Raw genomic sequence first — 22,086 nt, forward strand, 5'->3', positions numbered from 1 at the left:
CTATAGGGGATTGTGGGGGCTTACCTTTGCGCCCGCGATCCCCTATATTGGCCCGGTCTTCGGACTATGGCGATAAACGCGCGTGTAATAAGCGGCTCGGACCCGGGGGCGGTACCCGGCGGCTCCACCACAAGCAGACCTCCCCGCAGGTCTGTTTCTGACGGGGCCGAAATAGTGTCGACGGACGTGTAAAGACGAGGCTTTCGCTCGCATGAGCTGCGTTAGAAGCTCACAAGCAAATAGTTGCAAACGACAACTTTGCTGAAGGCGAACTGATGGCTGCGTAAGCGGCCGGATGTTTTCCGACCTTAACTCCTAGGGTATCAGACCCCTAGGCGGGGCCCGGAGGCGCCTGGCAACAGAAGCCTCCACCTTTTCCTCCTGGAAATTGCCTTGTGAACGCCGTGATTGGCGTCCACTCTGCGCGTCAGCAGCGATGGCGATCCGGGGGAACCTATGGCCAACAGCATACTGACAGATTTCGTCAAGGAAGCGCTCGAACGGGGGCAGGCGCGGCCCGCAATCCGAGCGGTCCTGCTGGATGCGGGATGGCGGGCAGAGGAGGTGGATGAATCCCTCTCCGCCTTTGCTGAGACAGTCTTCCCAATCGCCGTGCCCCGGCCGCAATCCTATCTTTCGGCCCGGGAGGCCTTCTTCTATCTGCTGTTCTTCATCGTGCTCAGCGTGGTGGCCTATAATCTCGGCTCGCTGCTGTTTGCGCTGATCGATACGGCCGTGCCGGACAAGATCGAGCAGCCGTACCGTTACTGGGGCGGACCGGATACGCAGATGCGCTCGGCGATTGCCGGGCTGGTCGTAGGTACGCCGATCTTCTTCTGGCTGGCGCGGATCCTGCTGAAGGCCCGGCGGAGCAATCCCGCCCTGCAACGCTCGCGCATCCGCAAATGGCTGATCTATGTCAGCCTCGTGATCGCTGGCACGATCCTCGTCGCCGATGCGATCTCGGTCGTCTACAATTTCCTCAGCGGCGAGCTGACCCTGCGCTTTGCCTTGAAATCGCTTGTGGTGGCGGCAATTGCCGGGGCGATCTTCAGCTATTTCATCACCAATGCGGAGCGGGATGAGGCCAATGGCATTTAGCCGGGATACGGCCATCGGAACCGGGCTGGGGGCGATCGTGGTGGCGGCGATCATTGCCGGCCTGTTTGTGACGGGCGGACCTGCCGAAGCACGGCGGCAGAAGGAAGATCAGTTGCGGGAAGCGGCGCTGCTTTCGACGGCCAATGCGCTTGTCTGTCTGGAGAGGGCTGGGGTGGCGTTTCCCGAGGATCGGGCTCAGCAGGAGGCGGTATGGAAGGAATACCGGTCTACGGGCCAGGAGAAATGCTTCAATAGCGACCTGCGCGCCGACCCTGTAACGGAGGCGCCGTTTGCGCTGATGCGTGAGAATGGCCGCGTCATACAGATCTGCGCCAACTTCGCCACCAAACGAAAACAAGACAACGGGCCGTTGACATACGCCTCCCTAACCGCGCTGCCCGCGCTCGGCGAGCGGCGGGATACGGCGGGCGAACACTGTTTTGATATCGACTATTCAGCCGGCATCGGGTGATCCGGAAAAAAGGGGAAATGCCGGCGGTTTGGAGTCACCGCCGGCGATGAGGCTGGCCCCGAGGGCGTAAGTAAAAGGACAGCCCCACCTTTCCAGGATCAATCCATCGCGGCGAATTGCCGGGTGGGCTGACGATCTCCAGACTTTGCGTGGTGAAGTGCGGCGATTTCCTTATTGCCGGCCTTCTTGACGATCCGTTCCATCATGTCGCTCTGGCAGGCGGCTTCTTCACGCGCCTTGACCAGCAGCATCTTGGAATCGCTTCTGCAGGCGCTGCGGGCCTGCTTCTCGAAGCTGGCATAGGTCGCTTCGGCGGGAAGGGCGGGATCATAGCGGAAGGTTGCGGTTGGGCCGGCGGCTGAGGCGGCGCCCCAGGCAACACTGGCAGCGAGGAAAGCGGCGGCACTTTTGAACGATAGGGTCATGACTGTCTCCGGGGGGCAGGGGGTGTGTGCAGTTGCGGGCTGCAGAATGACCCTGCCCTGCAGAAGCTGGCGCAAGTCCTGAGGACTAGCGGATTTTTTCCTGATGGATTTATGAAGCCTCAGAATCAAAAGGAAAAAATTGAATACCAAGAATGTTTCCAGCCGCTCGCCTTATGCTAGAGTTCAGATGTAGGGGAGGGCATCGAGACAGAGAGGAACTGCGCCTTGAGCCGTAGTGAGGAAGGCATGAACAAGGCGGGGCCGCACGGCGGGACACTCTGCACACTCATGATCGGTCCGTTTCGCGTCGAGCCTACTGCTCTGACCATTGCCGGACCTGCCGGTACTGTAACGCTCGAGCCAAAGGTCATGGATGTCCTGCTTGTGCTGGCTGCCCGGCGGGGCGAGGTTGTGCTTCGTCAGGAGCTGATCGAGGCAGTCTGGGCGGTCGAGCATGGCGGCGATGAAAGCCTGACCCGGGCCATATCCATTCTGCGCAAGGCGCTGGGAGATGTGCATGGCCAGCGCACGCTGATCGAAACCGTTCCGCGACGGGGATACCGGCTTCTGCTGGAACCTCAGCCTGCTGCGCCAGTCCCTCTGGCCGTCCCTGATGCGCCATCCCCCGCGCTGCCGCCGCAGAAAAGACTGCTGCACCGGATATGGCCGCTGGCCGCTGGCAGCACGCTTGCTCTGGCCTTCCTGATGGGCAGCACAGCGTGGATGTCCGGGGAAAAGAACGTGCTTGAGCCGCTGCCGGGCGTGGTCTCTGTCGGCGAGTTCACCATCGCGGGGGACGATCCTTCCCTGCGCGACATTGCCGATGCCCTTCCGATTGCCGTGTCGACGGGCCTCAGCGGCAATGGTTTGCGTCCGATGGCGGAGAGCGCAGAAGCCCGGCCGGATGCACAGTACAGGCTGACAGGATCCATCAGCCGCCGGGGTAGCGCCGTGCGCGCCGACCTGCATCTCACCGATCCGGCCTCGGACTACGTGGTCTGGTCATTGGGCATGGTAGCGCATGAAGAGAAGGCGGTGCGGCTGCCGGAGTTTACGGCGGTGAAGGCTGCTCAGATGCTGCGCTGTCTGCACGATCTGCGCACACAGATACCCGTCCGAAATACCGAAGGGCTGATCCTCCTGCGCGAGATCTGCGAGAATGCCCGGTCCAAGTCGCTGGAGACATCGTCCGCCATTCGGGCGTTATACGTCAACGACCCATCCCTGCCCGGAGCAAAGGGACTTTCAGCTTTTGCCATGGCTGCGGCGGGAAGCAGCGAAGGCGGAGAAGCGGAGAACCCTGCTGCCCGGCAATTGCGCGAGGAGAGCCAGCGTCTTGCCGAGGAAGTGCTGAGCGAAGATCCCCACAACCTCTTTGCCAGCCTGGCAATGGCTGCTCTTGAGGCGCACAACGGCGATTGGCTCGCCGAAGAAGCCTGGCTTTTGCGGGCAGCGCGCCAGGCGGATGCCCGCAATCTGGTAACCTCGGACATGGTCGCGTTTCTTCGCCGGACCGGGCGTGTGGAAGAGGCAAGTTTCGGCCTGCGTGATACACTCCGTTCGCATCCTTCCTCCAGCGTCTGGCGTACGCGCCGAGGGTGGCTGGAAGCCTCAATGGGCAACCTTGCGGAAGCGCGCCGGGAATTTGATATCGTCGAGCGCGGCGATCCAGGTTTTGAGGAACTTGCCCAACGCACCGATCAGTTCGCCCTCTTTCATGAAGAGCCGGCGATTGCGCTGGAAAAGAAACGTGCAGCGATCGCTGCCGCTGGCCGGCCCCCTGATAACCGCGAACGCTGCCAGATTGCCTTTCTTGAAGAGAAGCTTGCAAGTGAGCCCGATGTAGCGCGCGTCGACAGCGTCTGCGTCCGGACCCAGATTGACTGGCGGATCCGGATGTTCACCCAGCTGGGTGATCTTGACCGGGCATTTGCCGAAGTGCGCAGCTTCAGAAAGGGGCGGAGCTATCATGAAATCGTATTCTTCTATCCGGATATGGCCCCGTTCCGGAACGATGCCCGGTTCTGGCCGCTGGTCGCGGACATGGGCCTTGTGAATTATTGGCGTGAAACCAATCGCTGGCCGGATTTTTGCCGCGAGCCTGACCTGCCACAGCCTTGCCGTGTGGGGGCAGATCTCGCCTTGCGCGCCCACGCTTCAAATCTCTGAGAAGGGTGAGGCCTTGCCGGGGCCGCAGGCCGGTTTCGTTTGTCTCCCCGGATTTTCTGCCTATTGTTTCTGTCAGCAAGCAAGCAAGCAAGCAAGCAAGCAGGCAGGGAGAGAGCCATGGGCAAGATGGGCGCAACGCGGCGGCAGATGATCGGCGGCTCAGCCGCTGTGCTGGGGGCGATGAGCGGGGCGCCCAAAGCGCTGGGCGAGACGGGACCGCAGACCCCGCCACCCGGCGCACTGGAAGGCAAGTCCATCCTGATCACCGGAGCGGCCTCCGGCTTTGGCCGTCTTGGGGCGGAGCATTATGCCCGCCTTGGCGCGCGCGTGTTCGCCACAATGCGGAACCTGCCCCGGCCAGAAGCTGAGGAATTGACGCAGCTTGCCCGCGATGAAGGGCTCGCCATCGAGGTGGTCGAGATCGATGTGATGTCGGATGAAAGCGCCGCCAGCGGCGTGGCCACCGTTCTGGAGAAGACGGGCGGCACGCTGGACGTGCTGATCAACAATGCCGGAATTGGCCTTGGCGGGCCTGCCGAGGTGCAGGACATGGAAGCCACCAAGCTGCTCTTCGAAACGAATGTGTTCGGACCCCACCGGATGGCGCGGGCCGTTCTGCCGGCCATGCGCGCGGCGGGGAAGGGACAGATTTTCCAGCTATCTTCGCAACTCGGCCGCGTGATCGTGCCGGGCATCGGCCACTATTCGCCGACGAAGTTTGCGCTGGAGGCATTGTCGGAGGCGCTCGCCTATGAGGTGGCCGCACAGGGCATCGAGGTGACGATCATCCAGCCGGGCGGCTATCCCACGAAGATCTGGGAAAAGAGCACCGCGCGCGCCGCCGCCCTCAAAGCGCGCACGCCGCAGGAATTGCTGGATGCCTATCCGGAGATGACCGCTGGCATGGGCCAGCCAAGCAGCGGCGGCGGAACCACAGATCCGATGGATATTCCCCGCGCGATTGCCGAAATCATTGCCATGCCGCGCGGCACCCGCCCGCTGCGCCGCCCGGTTCACCCCGGCAACAAGCCGCAGGAAGCGATCAACGCGGTCTCCCGCGAGACACAGCTGGCAATGCTCGGCAATTCACCCTGGGGCCCGGCCGTGAAGGATGTGCTCGACTAGACGCCGCTCCGCAGGCTGATCAGATCAGAGAAGGATGGTGCCTTTGCCATCCTTCTCCATCGCGCGGATGTAGGAGGGGTATTCGCGCATCTGTTTCAGGAAACGGTAGGCGTTGGGATAGGTTTTCTCGTCCATGCCGGCGCGGTGAACGCAAAGCTCCATCGAATAACCCATCACCATGTCTGCTGCGGTGAGGTCATCGCCCGCAAACCATTTGCTTTCCCCAAGGGCTTTCTCGATCTCGCGGAAGAGGGCGGCCAGGCGCGGACCGAAGAAGGCCTGATCGAGCGCGCCGACGAGCGACTTGGCAACCGGGCGGACGAGGAAGGGCGCGCGCGCCTGCATTGCCATCATTACGAACTTGTTGGTCAGCAGCGGCTGCAGGCTGCCTTGCGAGGTGTGGAACCAGAAGAGGTATTTTACACGCTCCGGCGCGCCGGGCGCCGGGCGCAGGCGGCCGGTGTCATGCTTGTCGCAGATATAATCGACGATGGCGTTGGTTTCGGCCAGCGTGACGGGCCCATCGGTGATCACCGGCGCGGTGCCGAGCGGGGAGATGGCCTTGTAGGCCGCCGGGGCAAGGCGCGTCTGCGGGTCGCGGTCGTAAAGCTTGATCTCATAGGGAACGCCCAATTCCTCCAGCAGCCAGAGAATGCGGATGGACTGGGATTTCTCAAGATGGTGCAGGGTGATCATGGCGTGTCCTCTCGGCCGGGGCGGCGCCCGCCTACACTTAGCGCGCCGCCCCGCGCGGTCGAGAGGAAAATCAGTTTCCGGCGGCGAACGCCGCTCTTTCCCGGGAAGGACCAGGAAAGAGCGGCAGGACGCGCCTTATTCTTCCGCCAGAACTTCCTGGAGGAACATGGTTTCTGCCTCGCGCTGGGCTTCGCGGTTCGATTTCTTGCGGAAGCCGTGCCCTTCATCCATCGCCATCAGGAACCAGGCTTTCACGCCATTGGCCTTGACCGCTTCAAGGATCTGCTCAGCCTCCGTATACGGAACGCGGGGGTCGTTATAGCCCTGAATGACGAAGAGGGGCTTGGTGATCTTCGAGGCATTCTTCAGCGGCGAAATTTCGTCAAAGAAGGCGGCAATGACAGGGTCCCGTTCATCGCCATATTCGGCCCGGCGAAGGTCTGCGCGGTAGCCTTCGGTATTCTCGAGGAACGTCTTGAAGTCCGAGATACCAACAATGTCGATGCCGCCGGCAAGCCGGTCTGCGTAATCGATCATCGAGGCGAGAACCATGTAGCCGCCATAGGAGCCTCCATGGACGATCACCTTATCACTGTTGAGATCGGGCTGTGCTTCGATCCAATCCAGCAGGGCGCCGATATCTTCGACAGACTTTTTCCGGTTGAGGCCGTTATCGAGCGAGACATAGGTTTTGCCATAGCCGGAGGACCCGCGGACATTGGGCACTACAACCGCGATGCCAAGCTCATTGGCCCAATATTGGTAGGAGGAGGCAAAGCCGGGGCGCGACTGGCCTTCCGGCCCGCCATGGATGGAGATGATCACCGGATGCGGGCCTTCGCCTTTCGGCCGGTAGATGAAGGCGGGAATATCCATGCCGTCCGCATTCGGATAATCGAAGAGAACCGGCTCAATGAAGGCGTCGGGGTTGAGGCCTCCGGTTTCCGCTTCGGTCCAGCGGGTGAGGTTCAGCGTTGCCACATCGAACGACCAGGCGTCAGCCGGGCTGGTGGCGGCATTGAAGGTGAAGCCGACATGGCTGCCGCTGCGGGAGAAGACCAAGCTGGAGGCAATGCCCACAGGCAGGGTGGGGCCAGGGCGCACATGGCCACTTTCGACCTCCAGCAGATGGATCGTGCCAAGGCCGCCTTCATTCAGCGTGAAGGCCACCGTATTGCCATCGGGCGAGAGCGTCCAGTCGGACACGCCCCAGTCGATATCTCCGGTATAGTTGGTGAAAGTGCCATCGGGCGCGATACGAACGAGGTTGGTGAACTCGCTGTCCTTGTCAGTAGCCGTGAGGATCGAGCCATCGGCAAGCAGCGCGCCGCCGGAATAGGAGACCGTTTCGCCAGGATTGATCTGCGTCAGCTCGCCGGATGTCAAATCCAGCACGAAGAGACGGCTTTCGGCAATGGAAATATAGCGCTGCAGCAGCAGTTTTGATCCGTCATCGGACCAGTCGACCGGGCCAATGGCGCCTTCGCCTTCCAGCGCCACGCGCACACTGGCGGGGTCGGCCGGGTTGCCCACGATGATGTCATTGTTCGGGTCGCCCGGATTGGTGCGGGCCCAGGCGGCAAGCTGGCCGTCATCGGCCCAGAGGGGCGAGCCATTGCGCGTGCCCGGCTCGGTGAAGCCCGTGATTGTGCCGGTCTGCAGGTCGAAGCGGTAGCCCTGGTAATATTCATCCCCGCCCTTGTCGCGGGCGAAGAGGAAGGCGCCGCCTTTCGGGCTCATCGCGGCGTTGCTGACCGTTTCGTTGAAGAAGGTGAGCTGCCGGCGCGCCCCGCCGGGCGCCTTCACTTCATGGATCTGATTGGTGTCGCCAAACCGTGTGGTGATCAGGATGCTGCCATCGCCGGTCCAGTCCAGGAAGCCATGGCTGCGGACATTCTCATAAGCAGAGAGACGTTCGGAAACGGCAGCGGGGATTTCCGGAATCGATTCGAGGACGAGATTGCCCCGGGTCACGCGCTCGGCGGCGACCGTTGGGGCGGCAGCTTCAGTGAGTGTGGCGGCAGGCGCCGTAGCGGTCTGGGCGCAGGCGGCAAGAGCAGCGGCAAGCACTGCAATAGACACGAGGCGAAGGCTGCGTCGTTTCATGGCGGTTTCCCCATCAGAAGTTTTTCATGACGTTTTGTTTAGTGCTTTCAGCCTCGCCGTCACGCCTTTTTCAGTTCCTGGGCTTCACATCGCCGCTACATTCAGGGTCTAAGGCTGAAACATGTTTGCCGATGGCACGGAGGAGCAGGGCATGGGTCGGTTCAGGGCAGGGATGATTTCGGCAGTGGCAGCGGTCTTGATGGCCGCATGCCAGTCCGCGCAAAATGAAGTGCCCCCGCCCGCATCGCTTCTCTCGCCGCAGATCACCGAGACAGACGCGGCCCCGCCGGTTGCCGAGGCGCCTCTGGTGCTGATGATCGGGCTGGACGGGCTCAACCCGCCGATGATCGACCGCTGGGACGCGCCAAATCTCAAGGCGCTGGCCGCGCGCGGCGTGCGGGCCGAAGCCATGCGCCCGGTGATGCCGAGCGTGACCTTCGTGAACTTCTATTCGCTGGCGACCGGCCTTTACCCCAAGCATCACGGGATGGTGGAGAACTATCCCTATGACAAAGCCGCCGATGAGCAGTTCGACCGCGCCACCGGCCCGCAGGAGGAGCGCTGGTGGCAGGGCGAGCCGATCTGGATCACCGCTGAAAAGCAGGGCCTGCCCACCTCCATCATGTTCTGGCTGGGCTCGGAAGTGGCTCATGATGGTGTGCGCCCCACGCGCTGGACGCCCTATGAACACAACAAGCCCTATCAGGACCGGGTGGACGAAGTGCTCGGCTGGTATGATGCGCCCGAAGCTGAGCGGCCCCGTTTCGCTGCGATCTATTTCGACCGGGTGGACACAGCCGCGCATTATTTCGGGCCGGGGTCTGACAAGGCAAAGGAAGCGGTTGCCGAGGTGGATGGCTATGTTGGCCAGCTCGTCGAAGGGCTGGGCGCGCGCGGCCTGCTGGAACGCACCACCGTGTTCGTGGTGTCAGACCATGGCATGGTGTGGGTGGATCCGGCCAAGGTGCTGGACATCGGCCAGTTCCTGGACCTCACCGCGCTGAACGTGCCGCAGTTCAACGGCCCCTATGGCGGCTCCAACCATCCCTTCCTGCACATCTATGGCGAGGGCGAAGCGCTGGAGAAAGCCTATCAGGGCCTGAAGAATTTCGACGAGCATATCCATGTCTACAAGCGCGGCGAGATGCCCGCGCACTATCATTTCGACCACCCGACGCGCGGGCCGGATCTCTTCCTCGTGGCCGATCCGGGCTGGTCGGTGCGCAATGCCAATCTCGGCGGCTGGCGCGCGCCGATCCCCGGCCAGCACGGCTATGACAATCTCCATCCCACCATGGCGGCCACCTTCATCGCCGCTGGCCCGGTCTTCCCGGAAGGGGAGATGACCGCCCCGTTCGAGAATGTGAACGTCTATCTGATGATCGCCTGCGCGCTCGGCATCGAGCCGGCAGAAACCGATGGCGACCCGGCGGTGGTGGAGCAGGTGACCGGCGGGCGCTGCCCGGCGGCGCGATAGGGGCGTATCAGTCCGACAGCCGGTCGATTTCCTCGCCGACGAGGCCCGCCAGTTCAGGATTGTTCTGCTGCAGCTCATTCATCCGCGCCATGATCCGCATCTGCGCGGCGCCGATATCCTGCGCGCGGGCGCTGAGGGCCGCAGCGGCTTCCACCTGTTTCATGCCCGACCCTTCCAGGGCCTCCGTCAGGTTTTTCATGCCCAGCGCCGCGGTGCGAATCTCCGCGGCTGCGGCGCGCGCGCTGGCCTCATCGGTCACACCGTCCAGCGCGTCGGCCACGCGGGTCATTTCCTTGACATAGGCAGACGCCATGTCCTTGCCTGACGACGCCCGGGTGATGCTCTGACCGTCAGTCTCTCCTGTCTGTCCGCCGCAGCCGGAGAGTGAAAGCGTAGCCGCGAAAAGAGCGGCAGCTAGGAAGGTGCGTGTCATGGCCTTGTATCCCTCAAGAAGTCGCAAGCCAGAATTCCGCTTGCACCCTCTCTAACCCCATTCACGGTCAAATCCGGACATTTGCGGGGTCAGGAATAACGCGCTTCCACCTTCGGCGGGGTATTGCCGGCCTTCACTGCCGCCAGACACGCGCCGAGGTCGGCGAGGTAATCATCGGCCACTTCGGCATGTTTGGGCGAGAGCATCAGGTGCAAACTTGGCGGCTCCACCGTGAAGGAGGTGAACCAGCCGCGCTGGCGCATCGCGCTGTAGAGGGCGAGCGTGTCTGCTTCCGGATGGCGGAAGGCGACGAGGCCGAGCAGCGGGCGCCCGAGCACTTCAAAGCCGAGCGCGCGCACGCCGTCCTCGATTCGCTCCCGCGTCTGGCAGACAAGGCTCTGCTTCTCGCGGTAGCCGGAGACGCCAAGCACATTCATCACCGCCCAAGCCGCGGAGATGGCGCCGCCCGGCCGCGTGCCTGCCAGTGTGGGCGTTTTCATCGGCGCGCCGGACCAGTCATGCAGGGTGAACGGCATGTGCTTGTAGAGGTCGGCTGACCGGAAGAGGACCGTCGAGGCGCCCTTGGCGCAGTAGCCATATTTGTGCAGGTCCGCGCTCATCGATTTCACCGCAGGCACGGCAAAGTCGAAGTCCGGCACGGGCACGCCGTTCATCCGCGCGAAGGGGGCAAAGTATCCGCCGACGCAGGCATCCACATGCAGCCACACGCCTTTCTCCTCGGCGACTTTGCCGAGCTCGGCGATGGGGTCTATGATGCCGTGGGGAAAGTTCGGGGCCGAGCCGACCATCATGATCGTGGCCTCGTCGATGGCCTCCGCCATAGCGGCGGGGTCGGCTTCATAGCTGCCATCGGTTTTCAGGGGCACGCTGCGGATTTCGATGTCCATCAGCAGCGCGGCCTTGTGGAAGGCCAGGTGGCCGGAACGGGGAATAACGATATTGGCGCGGTCCTTAGGCTTGCCATTGGCGCGGGCATAATCCCGCGCGGTCTTGATCGCCATGGTGATCGAATCGGTGCCGCCGGAGGTGATGGCGCCCGCCGCGCCCTCCGGGCCGTGCAGCAGGCCGAGCGCCATGGAGATCACATCCTTCTCCATCTGTGCCAGCGAGGGGAAGGCGAGGGGGCCAAGGCCATTCTCCGCCATGAACAGGCCATAAGCCTCATGCTGGAGGGCGTGTACATCCTCCCCCGCATTGAAGACATAAACCGCCGTCTTGCCTTCCCGCCAGGCCACATCGCCTGCGCCGCGGCTCAGCATTTCTGCGCGCACCTCGTCCCAGGGGCGGCCCTCTTTGGGCATCTGCATGGCGGTCCTCCTCCGTTTTCAGGCTCTGTTTGCGCAGGAGAGTAGAGGCGAACTCCCCCACTGGCCACCCGCTGCAGGTTACCTGTTCTTGTCACCCGAAAAGCGCTGGGGAAAAGAAAAACCTCGCCCGTTGTGCGAAGCCCGTTGCGAGGCTAAAGCCACCGCCTTAGTTTGTACCTGAAACGAAAAATTAACGGGGATGCAGAGCGCCAGCATGACGGACTATATCGGTTACGAAGCGCTTTCCCAGGCAGCCATGCGCGGTGTCGTGCGCGAAGCGCTGCGCCGCGGGAAGACCAATGGCGGCCTGCCGGGCGAGCACCATTTCTACATTTCCTTCCGCACGCGGGCGCCCGGCGTGAAGATTCCGCCCCAGCTCGTGCAGCGCTTCCCGGAAGAGATGACCATCGTGATCCAGCACCAGTATTGGGATCTGGAAGTGCATGACGGGCATTTTGAAGTCGTGCTGAAATTCTCCGGCGTGCCCCAGCACCTGTCGATCCCGCTGGCGGCGATCACGCGCTTTGTGGATCCTTCGGTGAATTTCGGTATCGCGTTTGAAGCCCAGTCCAAGGATGCCGGCGTCATTGCCCCGGCAACGGCTGCGCCGGTTGAGGAGCCTGCGCCGACGCAGAAGGCCGCTGGCGAAACGGTGGTCAGTCTCGATGCGTTCCGGCGCAAGTAAGCCCGGACAGGCACATTGAGCACCGAAGAGAAACCCCGCGTTACCGACGCCGAAATGCTGGCGCGGTTCCAGAATTCCAAGAAACGCCCGCCCTGTTCGGAGACGCTCGGTATGCGCCTGGCGGACCTGAATCAGGACAGGCAATGGGTGAAGATGGAGTTCGACGTTTCGCCGAGCTTTGCCAACCCCACCGGCGCGGTGCAGGGCGGCTTCATCGCGGCCATGCTGGACGAAGCCATGAGCACGGCAGTGATCATCGCGTCCAATGTCACCATGACGGCGCCGACGCTGGAAATGAAGACCAGCTACCTGAAGCGCCTGATGCCCGGCAAGGCGAGCGTCGAGGCGCGCATCCTGAAGCTCGGCAAATCCGCTGCCTTCATGGAGGCAGACTGTTTCGATGCAGACGGCGAACTCGTTGCGCGCGCCACGGCCACCGCGATCCCGATGGCCTTCAAGCGGCTCTGAGTGTCCATGGCTTTCGACAAGGCAGCCTACTGGCAGGCGATTTTTTCCAATCCCTCCCACATGCCGCCGGCCACGCAGTTTCTCGGCTTTGAGCCCCTTGGCTGGGACGTTGATGCCGGATGGTGCGAGGCTGCATTCCTCCTGCCGCGTGAGGCTTCCAATCCGGCAGGCGACGCTCAGGGCGGTATGGTCACCGCCGCGCTCGATGAGGTGATGAGCCTTGCCGGCTCCATGGTGCAGGATGGGCCAGCCATGGCGCCGACGCTGCAGATGACGATCAGCTTCATCCGCCCGGTTCCGGTCGGCCGGCGCATTCTCGGCCGGGGAGAGGTCATCCGCCGGGGGCGTCAGGCGATCTTTACCGAAGGCTGGTTGCGTCTTGAAGATGGCACGCTGCTGGCTCAGGCCACCGCCAGCTGCATCCCGCGCGCGGTGCCGCTGGGCGATGCAGACGCCAGGAATCACCAGCCATAGGGCCTGCCCCCGCGTGATGGGGCGCCAACCTTCCGGATATCGGTTACACTAGTCCCATAGAGTCATTGGGAGGAAACCGGCCATGGCTGACGGGAACCGGCCGCCGGAAGGCGTGACACAAACCATTCTGGAACTGATGCCGGATAATCCGGCAGCGCGGGACAATCCACATCCTCTGCTCAAGGCCTTGCGGGAAAGCTGCCCCGTGATGCGGGATGAGACGATCAAGACCTGGTTGCTGACGCGGTATCGCGACATCCGCGAGACCTCGAACGATCGCAGCTTTGTGCGCCATCCCTCAAAGGCGGAGCGGGGCACGCTGGCGGGTGGGGGCGCCGCCCGCGAGGATCAGGAACCTCCCCAGGAAGCCCCGTTGAGCATGTTGTTCCTGGACGATCCAGATCATTCCCGCGTCCGCCTGCCGATTGCCAAAGCGTTTTATGCCCGCATTCACCGCATGCGTCCGGACATCGAGGCGATGATCGATTCGGTGATCGATGCGGCGCCTTTGGCTGGCCGGTTTGACCTGATGGAGCTGATCGCGGTGCCGATCCCCATTCTCGTTATTTCGCGCATTCTGGGCGTGGATGAAGACCGGTTGGTTGAATTCCGAAAATGGTCTGAACAGGTGATTCTCGGTCTGAAACCCACGCGGACGCCGGAAGAAGACATGCAGCTGTTCTCCGGCGGCATGGCGCTGATGGCCTACTTTACCGAACTGATGGAAGCCCGCCGCGCCGCGCCGAAGGATGATCTGGTTACGGACCTTGTCCAGATGCAGGGGAGCGGCGAAGCAGACCTGCGCGACGAGGAACTCCGCTCCAATCTGTTGGGGCTGCTCGTTGGCGGAAACCTGACGACCACAGACCTGATCGGCAATGGCATCTGGCTGTTCCTCACCCATCCGGACCAGGCGGCTCTGCTCCGTGCCCAGCCCCAGCTTGCCTCGCAGGCGGTGGAGGAAGTGCTGCGCTATGAGGCGCCGGTCACCATGTCGTCCCGCATTGTGCCGGATGCACGCACGGTGGGCGGCTGCCCGATGAGCCAGGGGCAGCCGGTCTGGATGATGCTGCCGGCGGCCAATCGCGATCCGGAAATCTTCGAGGCGCCGGAAGTGTTTGACATTGCCGTCAAGCGCACGGGCCATGTCGCCTTCGGTGGCGGGTCGCATATCTGCATCGGGGCGCCGCTGGCGCGGATCGAGGCAAGGCAGGTGTATCTCAAATTGCTGTCGCGGTATCCTAACCTGCGCCTGCCGGAGCAGGATCTGGTGTGGCGGCCGCTGCCCTTCTTCCGGGGTCTGGAGACGCTGATCGTGGAGGCGTGAGGGCGCTCTAGCCGTCCATCGCTTCGGCCAGCATCCAGATCCCGTCGCGCTCCGCCTGCCGCCGCTCGACCAGCAGGCGGGCAACCTGATGGTCGTCCTCGAACACATTGCCGCAGAGGCTGTCGAGCAGGGCCTTGGCCAGATTGTCGAGGTCCATCCAGGGCGCCGTGCCGGCATATTCCATCACGATATGCACGCTGTAATCGCCATAGCCCGGCCGCAGGCGCGGGAAGTCCTTGCGGAAGAACTCCTTCAGCAGGGTTTTATAGTATTTCGTCTGCGTCGTCAGGCCGGTGCACGAAACTTCCAGCGCGCCATCCTCGGTGATGCGCGCGCGGACTTTGCCGGAGGAAATCCAGTCTGAAATCATTTCAAAGAACCATCCTCTTCCGGAGGATATTTCTGGCGGGCGTCGAGAATGCGCTCGACGTCCAAATGGTAGGCGTCAGGCAGGGTATAGATCACGATCAGCGAGGTTCGAGGCACCACAAGTTCGCGTGTGCCTTCAACACGGCCTTCCCTGCCCAGCAGGGGAAAGCCCTCCAGTTGCGCAAGTGTTGTAAAGACGGCGGTTAGAAGGCGGTCCAAGCCTTGCGCGCTGCGGGGTTGGAGCCATTCAGCAAGCTGTTCCAGATCGGCTTCGGCATCGGCCGAAAGCCTAATGTGCATCGGGGAGGAACCTGCGCGCCACGGCTTCCAGAGGCCGGTACGTCATCTGGCTATCTGTCTTGGCCTTCAATGTCTTGCGGATCTCTGCCTGCATCCAGGCATCATGCTCGGGCGTGACGGTGAAATCTGCTTCCAGCGCCCGGAAGGCATCCAGCGGATCATTCGACGGAGAAGCTGTGTCGGCCATAGACCAAAGATAGCTTTGATCGGTGGCGATGCCTAGACCTGCCGTGCCTCGTCCATTCTCCGAGGGAAAGAGGCGGGCTCACCGCTTGATGGCAGGGGATTGGGGGGCTAAACCGCCCGGCGACATTGCTTCAGCTGAGCTTCAGGAGCCACCCCATGACCAATACCCGGACAGAATCGGACACTTTCGGCCCCATCGAGGTCGAGGCGGACAAGTATTGGGGCGCGCAGGCGCAGCGGTCGCTGGGGAACTTCAAGATCGGCTGGGAGAAGCAGCCCGCCCCGATCATCCGCGCCCTCGGCATCGTCAAGAAAGCCGCCGCCGAAGCCAACATGGCGCTCGGCAAGATGGACCCCGAACTGGGCAAGGTGATCGTCAGGGCCGCCGAGGAAGTGATCGAGGGCAAGCTCGACGCGCATTTCCCCCTCGTCGTCTGGCAGACCGGCTCGGGCACGCAGTCGAACATGAACGCCAATGAGGTGATCTCCAACCGCGCCATCGAGATGCTGGGCGGGGAGATGGGCTCGAAAAAGCCGGTTCACCCGAACGACCATGTGAACATGTCCCAGTCGTCCAACGACACCTTCCCGACCGCGATGCACATCGCCTGCGCCGAAGAGGTCGTCCACCGGCTGATCCCGGCGCTGCAGGTGCTGCGCAACGCGCTGAACGACAAGGCAAACGCCTGGAAAGACATCATCAAGATTGGCCGCACGCATACGCAGGACGCCACCCCGGTTACCCTCGGCCAGGAATTCTCCGGCTACGCCCAGCAGATCGAGAACGGCATCAAGCGCATTGAGATGACGCTGCCGATGCTGATGGAACTCGCCCAGGGCGGCACGGCAGTCGGCACCGGCCTGGCCTCGCCCGCAGGCTTTGCCGAAGCAGTTGCGCAGAAGATCGCGCAGATCACGGGTCTGAAATTCACCTCCGCCCCCAACAAGTTTGAGGCGCTGGCCGCCCATGACGCGATGGTGTTCACCCATGGCGCGATCACGACGGTCGCCATGAGCTGCTTCAAGATCGCCAACGATATCCGCTTCCTCGGTTCGGGCCCGCGCTCGGGCCTTGGCGAGCTGGCGCTGCCGGAGAATGAGCCGGGGTCGTCGATCATGCCGGGCAAGGTGAACCCCACCCAGTGCGAAGCGATCACCCAGGTGGCCGCCCATATCGCCGGTAACAACACCGCCATCGCCTTCGCCGGCAGCCAGGGCCATTTCGAGCTCAACGTGTTCAACCCGATGATGGCCTACAACTTCCTCCAGTCCGTCCGCCTCTTGGCCGATGCGGCGGTGTCCTTCACCGAGAACTGCGTCGTCGGCATCGAGCCGCGCCTCGACAATATCCAGCGCGGCCTTGAAAACTCGCTGATGCTGGTGACGCCGCTGAAGGAGAAATACGGCTACGATCTGGCCGCCAAGGTCGCCAAGACAGCGCACAAGAACGGCACCACCCTGAAAATCGAAGCCCTTGCCCTCGGCATCTCCGAGGAAGACTTCGACGCCATCGTGCGCCCGGAAAAAATGATCGGGCCCGACCCGGCATAAGGCGCCGGAGGCGGGCGGGGGGTAGTCCTGCGCATCATTTATGCGTATAAGTTGTGCGCATGAACTCCCCCTATCGCCCGCCCAACCGCTCCAAGGCCCGTGTCAGCATCACGGTCGACGAAATTCTCGTGGCCGAGGCGAAGGCGGTGGGCATCAACCTTTCGGCCGTGGCGGAAGAGGCGATCCGCCTTGCCACCCGCGCCGAGGAAATGCGCCTCTGGCGTGAACGCAACAGCGCCGCCATCGAAGCATGGCACCGGAAGATCGAGGAAGAAGGCCTCTGGTCTGACGGGCTCAGGCTGTTCTGAGGGTATGGCGGTCTTTAGCGTTCATCGGATCAGGCAAACGGCTCAGCGCGTTGTCGTGCTGCAATATCCGGGACTCGATACGGGGCCGGTCCTGATGGTCGCGCCGCTTTATCCGGCAGAGGCAAAGCTGGAACTCGAAGTCGTTACGCCCAGGGTCGAAATCGGCGGTGAAGCGTTTCTCGTGGCAACCCATCTGATGGCGGCCGTGCATCGGGGCGATCTCGGGGCAGCCGAAACGAGTCTGGCTGCCTATGAATACCCCATCGCCAAGGCCATCAATCGCCTCTTCTTCGGCATCTGACTTCTTGCAGTCAGACTGCCCTTTGTTCATCCGCCGTTTGGCCCCGCGCTGATAAGAGGGACTGAAACTTGGGAGGACTCTGTCATGTCCCGGCTCCGTATACTTTTTGCAGCCCTTCTCATTGCGTCCGGCTCAGCCGCCCCCGCGATTGCCCAGCGCGGGGGCGATGACCGCTCATTTGCCGGATTTCAGGTTTCCCGCGCGACGGCGGTGGACATCGCCCGGGCACAGGGCGTCCAGGAGGTGCTCCGTGTGGAAGCCCGCCGGGGCGTCTGGCGCGTCGAAGGCCGCAGCTCCGAGGGACAGAAAATGACCGTCGAAGTGGACGGAATGACCGGCGCCGTCGTGCGCGTGGACCGGTCTGGCCGCTGAGGCGGCGGTATGTCCGGGCTGACGGGGCGCCGGGCCGGGAGTAGGATGCGGGAATAGAATCACCTGCGTCCAGAAAGGTCAGGCCCCATGTCCAAGTCGCCCGTCGGCTCGAAGTCCAATCCCTCTCAGTTCGATGTGCTGGGCAAGCTGGCAGAGGATGAGCCCTATTTCGTCATCCGCGCGCATGACCCCCTCTCGTCCGCGCTGGTGGAACTGCACGCCTATATCGGGGCAGGGCAGTCCGGCGCGGCGCACAACAAGCTGGCCGAGATCATGGCGATGACGGCAGTGCGCCCGCCGCGCCCGGCTTCCAGCCCGAAATACCGGGAAACCTTCGCCATCTCGCTGGCCATGGAACAATGGCGGGAAAGCCACAAGGAATGAGCCTCGGCGCGCTGACGCTGGAAAACCGGTTTGTCCGCCTGCGGCCTTTTGTGGCCGGGGCGGATCGGCCGGAACTTTACGCGCTGGCTGAGCGCGCGCCCGAAATCTTCCGGCTGTGGTCACATCGAGGCCCTGGAGACTGGGTGGGCGAATGGATTGAAGCCATCCGCAAGCGGACAGAATCGGGCACAATGATCCCCTTCGCCGTGACGCGGCCAGAAGACGGCGCCTTCCTCGGCATCACCAGCTTTCTGGACCCCAGCGAGGGGAACAAGAGCGTCGAGGTCGGCATGACCTGCTATGCCCCGGAAGCTCAGGGTACGGTGATCAATCCGTCCTGCAAACGGCTGCTGATGGGTCATGCTTTCGAGGATTGGGGCGCGCGGCGGGTTCAATATCAGGTCGATAACCGGAATGAGCGCTCCAAGGCGGCTGTGCTGAAACTTGGCGCGAAGCTGGAAGGGGTGCTGCGCAATCACAAGACGCTGCCCGACGGATTTGTGCGCGATACGGCTTTCTTCTCCATTCTGGATACGGAGTGGCCAGAGGTGAAAGCCAGGCTGGACGCGCGCCTCCCGGCTGACGTGGCAGCGCGCGCATGAGCGATCCGGTCAATCTTAACAAGTTCCGCAAGGCTAAAGAGAAGGCTGGCAAGGAACAGCGCGCGAAGGAAAACCGCGCCAAATTCGGCCGCACCAAGGCTGAGAAAACGCTGGACCAGGCCCGCACAGAGAAGCTCAAAAAGTTAACGGATGCGCACCGCCATCAAGATCCTGGCAAGGAAGGTTAAAAAAGCGTTGACAGGCCCGGAACTTGCACTGAAATCACCGGCTGTATCAGTGCGGGAGGGCCGTCCATGTTCAAGCGTGTCATGCTCAAGACGGTCTTTGCCCTTACGGCCTTTGGCTCAGGCGTCATCTGGGGCATCGCGGCTGAAGCAAGCGCCGCAGGCATCCCTCTGATTGGCCTCTTTCAGGGCTGATCCCTTCCGGGACAAATCAATACCTGCGCGGGTTCTGAACCTGATCAATCAGGCTGTTTTCATACCGTCCCTGTGAGATGCGCCCGAGCGCGTCGAAGATCGGCTGGGCATCCTTGTCCTTGAGCAGGGGAATGCCGCGCGCGATTTCGGCTGCCTGCGCGTAGAGCAGGTGCGCCCCGGCCAGATCGCCGCGCGCCTCGGTGCAGGCGGCAAGATTATGCAGGATACCGGGCGCCTTGGGATAGGCAGTGGCCAGTTCCTGCCACTGCGCGCAGGCGCCGATGTATTCGCCGCGGCGCGTGGCCTTCACGGCAGCGGCAAAGCGCGGATCGCCCGCCTCCTCGGGCACCAGCGGCTTCTCCACGATCTCTGCCCGCAATGTTGTCATGTAGGGGGCAATGTCGCGGCGGAAGCCGGGGATGGCCGCGGCCACAGCGTCGGCGATCATGCCGATCGGCGCATCCCACTGGGGAAGGGGTTCGCGGATGACCTCTCCGAACGGCCCTGTGGATTGATCCGTGTCGGGATATTCGGCCACATCATAGCAGTCTTCGCGCTCGGTGGCGCCGCCCTGGGTGGAGGTGAACACGGCCCGGCCCGTGTGGAAATCAACCAGCGTGGCACTCACGGTCACATCCACAATGTCTTTCGGGCAGCGCATCTCGATCACGACATGCCGCTCGCAGTCGAACAGCCCCTTGTATTTGTCGCAGCGCCGCTCCCGCTTGAAGCTGGTCTCGCGGTTGAAGCCGGCGATCAGCACTTCGCCTTCATAGATGCCCTGGGGGCGGCCGGGGTCGATCACGGTAAACCAGGGCGCGCCCTCCAGCCGGGTATTGTCGATCAGCGCCTGGAACTCTGCCTCGGCCACATCGCCCGCCGGCCCCCGGAACCGGCCCACGCCGACATCGGTATAATTCAGCGCTTCGGCATAGTTTGGCGCGGCGCGGGCGGCATAATCATATCCCGGCGTCTGGCAGGCGGCCGCAGCGCTCAGAACTCCGAGCAGAACAAACAGATGTCGCATTATTATCCCCACTAAAGCGTCCGTTCAGGCGTGCCCCTGCATTCCTTTAACGTCAATGGTTGACGCAGACCGGACACTTGCCCAACTCATCGCCTGCAAAAGCGCAAGGAAATAGCTGATGACCCGGACCCTGTTCACGCCCTTCCGGCTGAAAAACCTGGAACTGCCCAACCGTATCGTGATGGCGCCAATGACGCGCTCCTATTCGCCGGGCGGTGTGCCGGGGGACAATGTGGCGGATTACTATGCGCGCCGGGCGGCGGCCGATGTCGGCCTGATCGTCACCGAGGGCACCACCGTGCGCCGCGGCGGCTCCTCCAACGACCCCAACGTTCCCAACTTCTACAAGGCCGACGCCCTTGATGGCTGGGCCCGCGTCGTCTCCAGAGTGCATGCCGAAGGCGGCAAGATCGCTCCGCAGATCTGGCACCAGGGCATGGTGCGCAAGACCGGCACAGGGCCAGAGCCGGACGCGCCGACCGACAGCCCCTCCGGCATCACCCATACCGGCAAGCAGATCCTGCCCGAGCCCACGACCGCCGAGGTCGACGATATGGTGATGGCCTATGCCGATGCCGCGGCAGACGCCAAGCGTCTGGGCTTTGACACGCTCGAAATCCACGGCGCCCATGGTTATCTGATCGACCAGTTCTTCTGGGACGCGATGAACAAGCGCTCCGACAGATACGGCGGCAGCCTGGCCGACCGCGCCAGCTTTGGCGGCGACATCATCCGCGAGATCCGCAAGAAAGTCGGCCCGGATTATCCGATCATCCTGCGCTATTCGCAGTGGAAGCAGCAGGATTATACCGCACGCCTCGCCCCCACCCCGCAGGAGCTGGAAGCCTTCCTGAAAGTGTTCGTGGACGCGGGCGTTGACTGTCTCCACGTGTCCCAGCGCCGCTACTGGGAACCGGAATTCCCGGACGTTGACGGCGAAAACGGCCTCAATGGCGCCGGCTGGGCGAAGAAGCTGACCGGCCTGCCCACCATCACGGTCGGCTCGGTCGGCCTCAATGGCGATTTCGAGAAGGCCTTCGCCGGCGAGGGCGCATCGCAGCGTTCGCTGGGCGACCTCGAAGAACGCCTCGACCGGGGAGAATTTGATCTCGTCGCCGTCGGCCGCGCCATCCTTCAAGACCCCGAATGGGCCAGGAAGGTCAAGGAAGGCCGTTTCACCGAGATTGCCGACTATAACGGCAAGGCGCTTGCCACGCTTTTCTGAGACGGCGCCTCTGCCGGGAAATCCAGTCGGGTCCGGTCTGCGTAAGGGAGAACAAGTTCAACCCGCAGACCGGACCTGACCCATGCCCAATGCCCGCCGCGTTGCGAATGTGCTGGCTGCCGGCGTTGCTTCGGCAACGGCGACAGCCTGCGCCTCTTCTTCCTCCCTCGAACAATTCCAGGCCGCCCCGCGCCAGCTCGTGCTGGAGGAATACTTTCTCGGCGAGACGACCGCCTACGGCCTGTTCGAGGATCGGTTCGGCAAGGTCCGCCGCCAGTTCAAGGTGGACATTGTGGGTGAGCTGGAAGGCGACCGCCTGACGCTCACCGAAGAGTTTTTCTATGATGATGGTGAGCGGGAAACCCGCATCTGGGAAATCGATGTCCTCGGCGACGGACGGTATCGCGGTACGGCAGGGGACGTCACCGGCATCGCCGAAGGGCAAGTCTCCGGCAATGCCTTCAACTGGAAATACAAGGTCGACCTGAAGGTCGGCGGCAGCATTTGGAATGTCGGCTTCAATGACTGGATGTTCCTGATGCAGGACGATGTGCTTCTCAACCGCGCCTATGTCACCCGCTACGGCATCGAAATCGGCCAGGTAACCATTGCGTTCAGGAAGGGCTGATCTCTGCAATCTCAGGGCTTGCAGGGAGGTCCGCCGCTGTTCTACTGCTTTCCGAGGCTGAAGGGGGCAGTATGTCGAGACGGTCACAATATCGCAGCGGCGGGGAAGCCGGGGCTGAAAGAACGCCGCGCGTGCGCACAATAGATGATGTTCTGGAAGACATCTCT

General features: G+C 62.8%; 28 protein-coding genes and 1 other RNA gene. 20 read left to right on the forward strand and 9 right to left on the reverse strand.

Annotation, left to right across the window (positions count from 1 at the left end; all coding sequences use genetic code 11):
• The first annotated feature begins 16 nt into the window (after positions 1-16).
• The 3 genes from ssrA to BBF93_RS02485 all read left to right on the forward strand — a co-directional run bounded on the left by ssrA (position 17) and on the right by BBF93_RS02485 (position 1,573).
• Positions 17-373: a transfer-messenger RNA gene (gene ssrA, locus BBF93_RS02475) on the forward strand.
• An 83-nt stretch (positions 374-456) separates the two neighbouring features.
• Positions 457-1,101 (forward strand): DUF5671 domain-containing protein, encoded by a 645-nt coding sequence (locus tag BBF93_RS02480; RefSeq protein ID WP_035593078.1) that lies wholly within the window; start codon positions 457-459, stop codon positions 1,099-1,101.
• Positions 1,091-1,573, forward strand: coding sequence for a hypothetical protein (locus BBF93_RS02485; RefSeq protein ID WP_035593080.1), 483 nt, complete (start codon positions 1,091-1,093; stop codon positions 1,571-1,573). The genes BBF93_RS02480 and BBF93_RS02485 overlap by 11 nt, the downstream gene beginning before the upstream one ends.
• Before the next feature lie 98 nt (positions 1,574-1,671).
• On the opposite strand, the gene BBF93_RS02490 is transcribed toward BBF93_RS02485, so the two are convergent.
• A complete protein-coding gene (locus tag BBF93_RS02490) occupies positions 1,672-1,998 on the reverse strand; it encodes a hypothetical protein (RefSeq protein ID WP_114104855.1) in 327 nt (108 codons plus the stop codon).
• 225 nt (positions 1,999-2,223) lie between these two features.
• Between BBF93_RS02490 and BBF93_RS02495 the strand changes: the two genes are divergently transcribed.
• Both BBF93_RS02495 and BBF93_RS02500 read left to right on the forward strand, forming a co-directional pair.
• Positions 2,224-4,167, forward strand: coding sequence for a winged helix-turn-helix domain-containing protein (locus tag BBF93_RS02495; protein WP_157532576.1), 1,944 nt, complete (start codon positions 2,224-2,226; stop codon positions 4,165-4,167).
• Between the two features lie 117 nt (positions 4,168-4,284).
• Positions 4,285-5,292, forward strand: a complete 1,008-nt coding sequence (locus tag BBF93_RS02500) for an SDR family oxidoreductase (RefSeq protein WP_114104856.1) — start codon at positions 4,285-4,287, stop codon at positions 5,290-5,292.
• 24 nt (positions 5,293-5,316) lie between these two features.
• Here the strand turns inward: BBF93_RS02500 and BBF93_RS02505 are convergent, their stop codons facing one another.
• Together BBF93_RS02505 and BBF93_RS02510 are read right to left on the reverse strand one after the other, a co-directional pair.
• Positions 5,317-5,988, reverse strand: a complete 672-nt coding sequence (locus tag BBF93_RS02505) for a glutathione S-transferase family protein (protein WP_114104857.1) — start codon at positions 5,986-5,988, stop codon at positions 5,317-5,319.
• A gap of 135 nt (positions 5,989-6,123) precedes the next feature.
• Positions 6,124-8,094 (reverse strand): prolyl oligopeptidase family serine peptidase, encoded by a 1,971-nt coding sequence (locus BBF93_RS02510; RefSeq protein WP_114104858.1) that lies wholly within the window; start codon positions 8,092-8,094, stop codon positions 6,124-6,126.
• Between the two features lie 151 nt (positions 8,095-8,245).
• Between BBF93_RS02510 and BBF93_RS02515 the strand changes: the two genes are divergently transcribed.
• Positions 8,246-9,571 (forward strand): ectonucleotide pyrophosphatase/phosphodiesterase, encoded by a 1,326-nt coding sequence (locus tag BBF93_RS02515; RefSeq protein WP_114106972.1) that lies wholly within the window; start codon positions 8,246-8,248, stop codon positions 9,569-9,571.
• 7 nt (positions 9,572-9,578) lie between these two features.
• Here the strand turns inward: BBF93_RS02515 and BBF93_RS02520 are convergent, their stop codons facing one another.
• Complete coding sequence (locus tag BBF93_RS02520) at positions 9,579-10,004, reverse strand: hypothetical protein (RefSeq protein ID WP_162786373.1); 426 nt, start codon at positions 10,002-10,004, stop codon at positions 9,579-9,581.
• 89 nt (positions 10,005-10,093) lie between these two features.
• Complete coding sequence (locus tag BBF93_RS02525; RefSeq protein ID WP_114104860.1) at positions 10,094-11,332, reverse strand: aspartate aminotransferase family protein; 1,239 nt, start codon at positions 11,330-11,332, stop codon at positions 10,094-10,096.
• Between the two features lie 214 nt (positions 11,333-11,546).
• On the opposite strand from BBF93_RS02525, the gene BBF93_RS02530 reads away from it, so the two are divergent.
• The 4 genes from BBF93_RS02530 (at position 11,547) to BBF93_RS02545 (ending at position 14,286) form a co-directional block, all read left to right on the forward strand.
• Complete coding sequence (locus BBF93_RS02530; protein WP_114106973.1) at positions 11,547-12,017, forward strand: SspB family protein; 471 nt, start codon at positions 11,547-11,549, stop codon at positions 12,015-12,017.
• A 15-nt stretch (positions 12,018-12,032) separates the two neighbouring features.
• Entirely contained in the window at positions 12,033-12,485 is a 453-nt protein-coding gene (locus BBF93_RS02535; protein WP_035593092.1) for a PaaI family thioesterase, read from the forward strand.
• A 6-nt stretch (positions 12,486-12,491) separates the two neighbouring features.
• Positions 12,492-12,959 (forward strand): PaaI family thioesterase, encoded by a 468-nt coding sequence (locus tag BBF93_RS02540; RefSeq protein ID WP_051612109.1) that lies wholly within the window; start codon positions 12,492-12,494, stop codon positions 12,957-12,959.
• Positions 12,960-13,041: 82 nt separating this feature from the next.
• Complete coding sequence (locus BBF93_RS02545) at positions 13,042-14,286, forward strand: cytochrome P450 (protein ID WP_114104861.1); 1,245 nt, start codon at positions 13,042-13,044, stop codon at positions 14,284-14,286.
• A 7-nt stretch (positions 14,287-14,293) separates the two neighbouring features.
• On the opposite strand, the gene BBF93_RS02550 is transcribed toward BBF93_RS02545, so the two are convergent.
• From BBF93_RS02550 to BBF93_RS02560, 3 genes are read right to left on the reverse strand one after another with little or no spacing between them, the layout of a single operon-like run.
• Positions 14,294-14,656 carry a RusA family crossover junction endodeoxyribonuclease gene (locus BBF93_RS02550; RefSeq protein ID WP_035593094.1) on the reverse strand — a complete coding sequence of 121 codons (363 nt, stop codon included), beginning with the start codon at positions 14,654-14,656 and terminating at the stop codon, positions 14,294-14,296.
• A complete protein-coding gene (locus BBF93_RS02555) occupies positions 14,653-14,955 on the reverse strand; it encodes a type II toxin-antitoxin system RelE/ParE family toxin (protein WP_035593096.1) in 303 nt (100 codons plus the stop codon). Before BBF93_RS02555 ends, BBF93_RS02550 begins: the two co-directional genes overlap by 4 nt.
• Positions 14,945-15,142: a hypothetical protein gene (locus BBF93_RS02560; RefSeq protein ID WP_035593098.1), complete on the reverse strand. Its 198-nt coding sequence runs from the start codon at positions 15,140-15,142 to the stop codon at positions 14,945-14,947. The genes BBF93_RS02555 and BBF93_RS02560 overlap by 11 nt, the downstream gene beginning before the upstream one ends.
• Positions 15,143-15,297: 155 nt before the next feature.
• On the opposite strand from BBF93_RS02560, the gene fumC reads away from it, so the two are divergent.
• The 8 genes from fumC to BBF93_RS19915 all read left to right on the forward strand — a co-directional run bounded on the left by fumC (position 15,298) and on the right by BBF93_RS19915 (position 19,039).
• Positions 15,298-16,692, forward strand: coding sequence for a class II fumarate hydratase (gene fumC, locus BBF93_RS02565; protein WP_035593100.1), 1,395 nt, complete (start codon positions 15,298-15,300; stop codon positions 16,690-16,692).
• A 59-nt stretch (positions 16,693-16,751) separates the two neighbouring features.
• On the forward strand, positions 16,752-17,000 hold the full coding sequence (locus BBF93_RS02570; protein ID WP_035593102.1) for a type II toxin-antitoxin system CcdA family antitoxin: 249 nt from the start codon (positions 16,752-16,754) through the stop codon (positions 16,998-17,000).
• Positions 17,001-17,004: 4 nt separating this feature from the next.
• A complete protein-coding gene (locus BBF93_RS02575; RefSeq protein ID WP_114104862.1) occupies positions 17,005-17,301 on the forward strand; it encodes a CcdB family protein in 297 nt (98 codons plus the stop codon).
• Positions 17,302-17,385: 84 nt separating this feature from the next.
• Positions 17,386-17,673 (forward strand): PepSY domain-containing protein, encoded by a 288-nt coding sequence (locus BBF93_RS02580; protein ID WP_035593105.1) that lies wholly within the window; start codon positions 17,386-17,388, stop codon positions 17,671-17,673.
• 87 nt (positions 17,674-17,760) lie between these two features.
• Complete coding sequence (locus BBF93_RS02585; protein ID WP_035593107.1) at positions 17,761-18,057, forward strand: hypothetical protein; 297 nt, start codon at positions 17,761-17,763, stop codon at positions 18,055-18,057.
• Positions 18,054-18,659: a GNAT family N-acetyltransferase gene (locus BBF93_RS02590; RefSeq protein WP_051612112.1), complete on the forward strand. Its 606-nt coding sequence runs from the start codon at positions 18,054-18,056 to the stop codon at positions 18,657-18,659. The genes BBF93_RS02585 and BBF93_RS02590 overlap by 4 nt, the downstream gene beginning before the upstream one ends.
• Complete coding sequence (locus tag BBF93_RS02595; protein WP_114104863.1) at positions 18,656-18,847, forward strand: DUF4169 family protein; 192 nt, start codon at positions 18,656-18,658, stop codon at positions 18,845-18,847. The genes BBF93_RS02590 and BBF93_RS02595 overlap by 4 nt, the downstream gene beginning before the upstream one ends.
• A 66-nt stretch (positions 18,848-18,913) precedes the next feature.
• On the forward strand, positions 18,914-19,039 hold the full coding sequence (locus BBF93_RS19915) for a hypothetical protein (RefSeq protein WP_255417580.1): 126 nt from the start codon (positions 18,914-18,916) through the stop codon (positions 19,037-19,039).
• A gap of 16 nt (positions 19,040-19,055) precedes the next feature.
• On the opposite strand, the gene BBF93_RS02600 is transcribed toward BBF93_RS19915, so the two are convergent.
• Positions 19,056-20,066 carry a hypothetical protein gene (locus BBF93_RS02600; protein WP_035593113.1) on the reverse strand — a complete coding sequence of 337 codons (1,011 nt, stop codon included), beginning with the start codon at positions 20,064-20,066 and terminating at the stop codon, positions 19,056-19,058.
• Between the two features lie 118 nt (positions 20,067-20,184).
• Here BBF93_RS02600 and BBF93_RS02605 point away from each other — a divergent pair, with 118 nt between their 5' ends.
• Together BBF93_RS02605 and BBF93_RS02610 are read left to right on the forward strand one after the other, a co-directional pair.
• On the forward strand, positions 20,185-21,291 hold the full coding sequence (locus BBF93_RS02605) for an NADH:flavin oxidoreductase (protein WP_114104864.1): 1,107 nt from the start codon (positions 20,185-20,187) through the stop codon (positions 21,289-21,291).
• An 82-nt stretch (positions 21,292-21,373) separates the two neighbouring features.
• Complete coding sequence (locus tag BBF93_RS02610; RefSeq protein ID WP_035593116.1) at positions 21,374-21,919, forward strand: DUF3833 domain-containing protein; 546 nt, start codon at positions 21,374-21,376, stop codon at positions 21,917-21,919.
• Positions 21,920-22,086: the final 167 nt, after the last annotated feature.

It is taken from the genome of Hyphomonas sp. CACIAM 19H1 (assembly GCF_003325995.1).
In the GTDB taxonomy this organism is placed as follows: domain Bacteria; phylum Pseudomonadota; class Alphaproteobacteria; order Caulobacterales; family Hyphomonadaceae; genus Hyphomonas; species Hyphomonas polymorpha.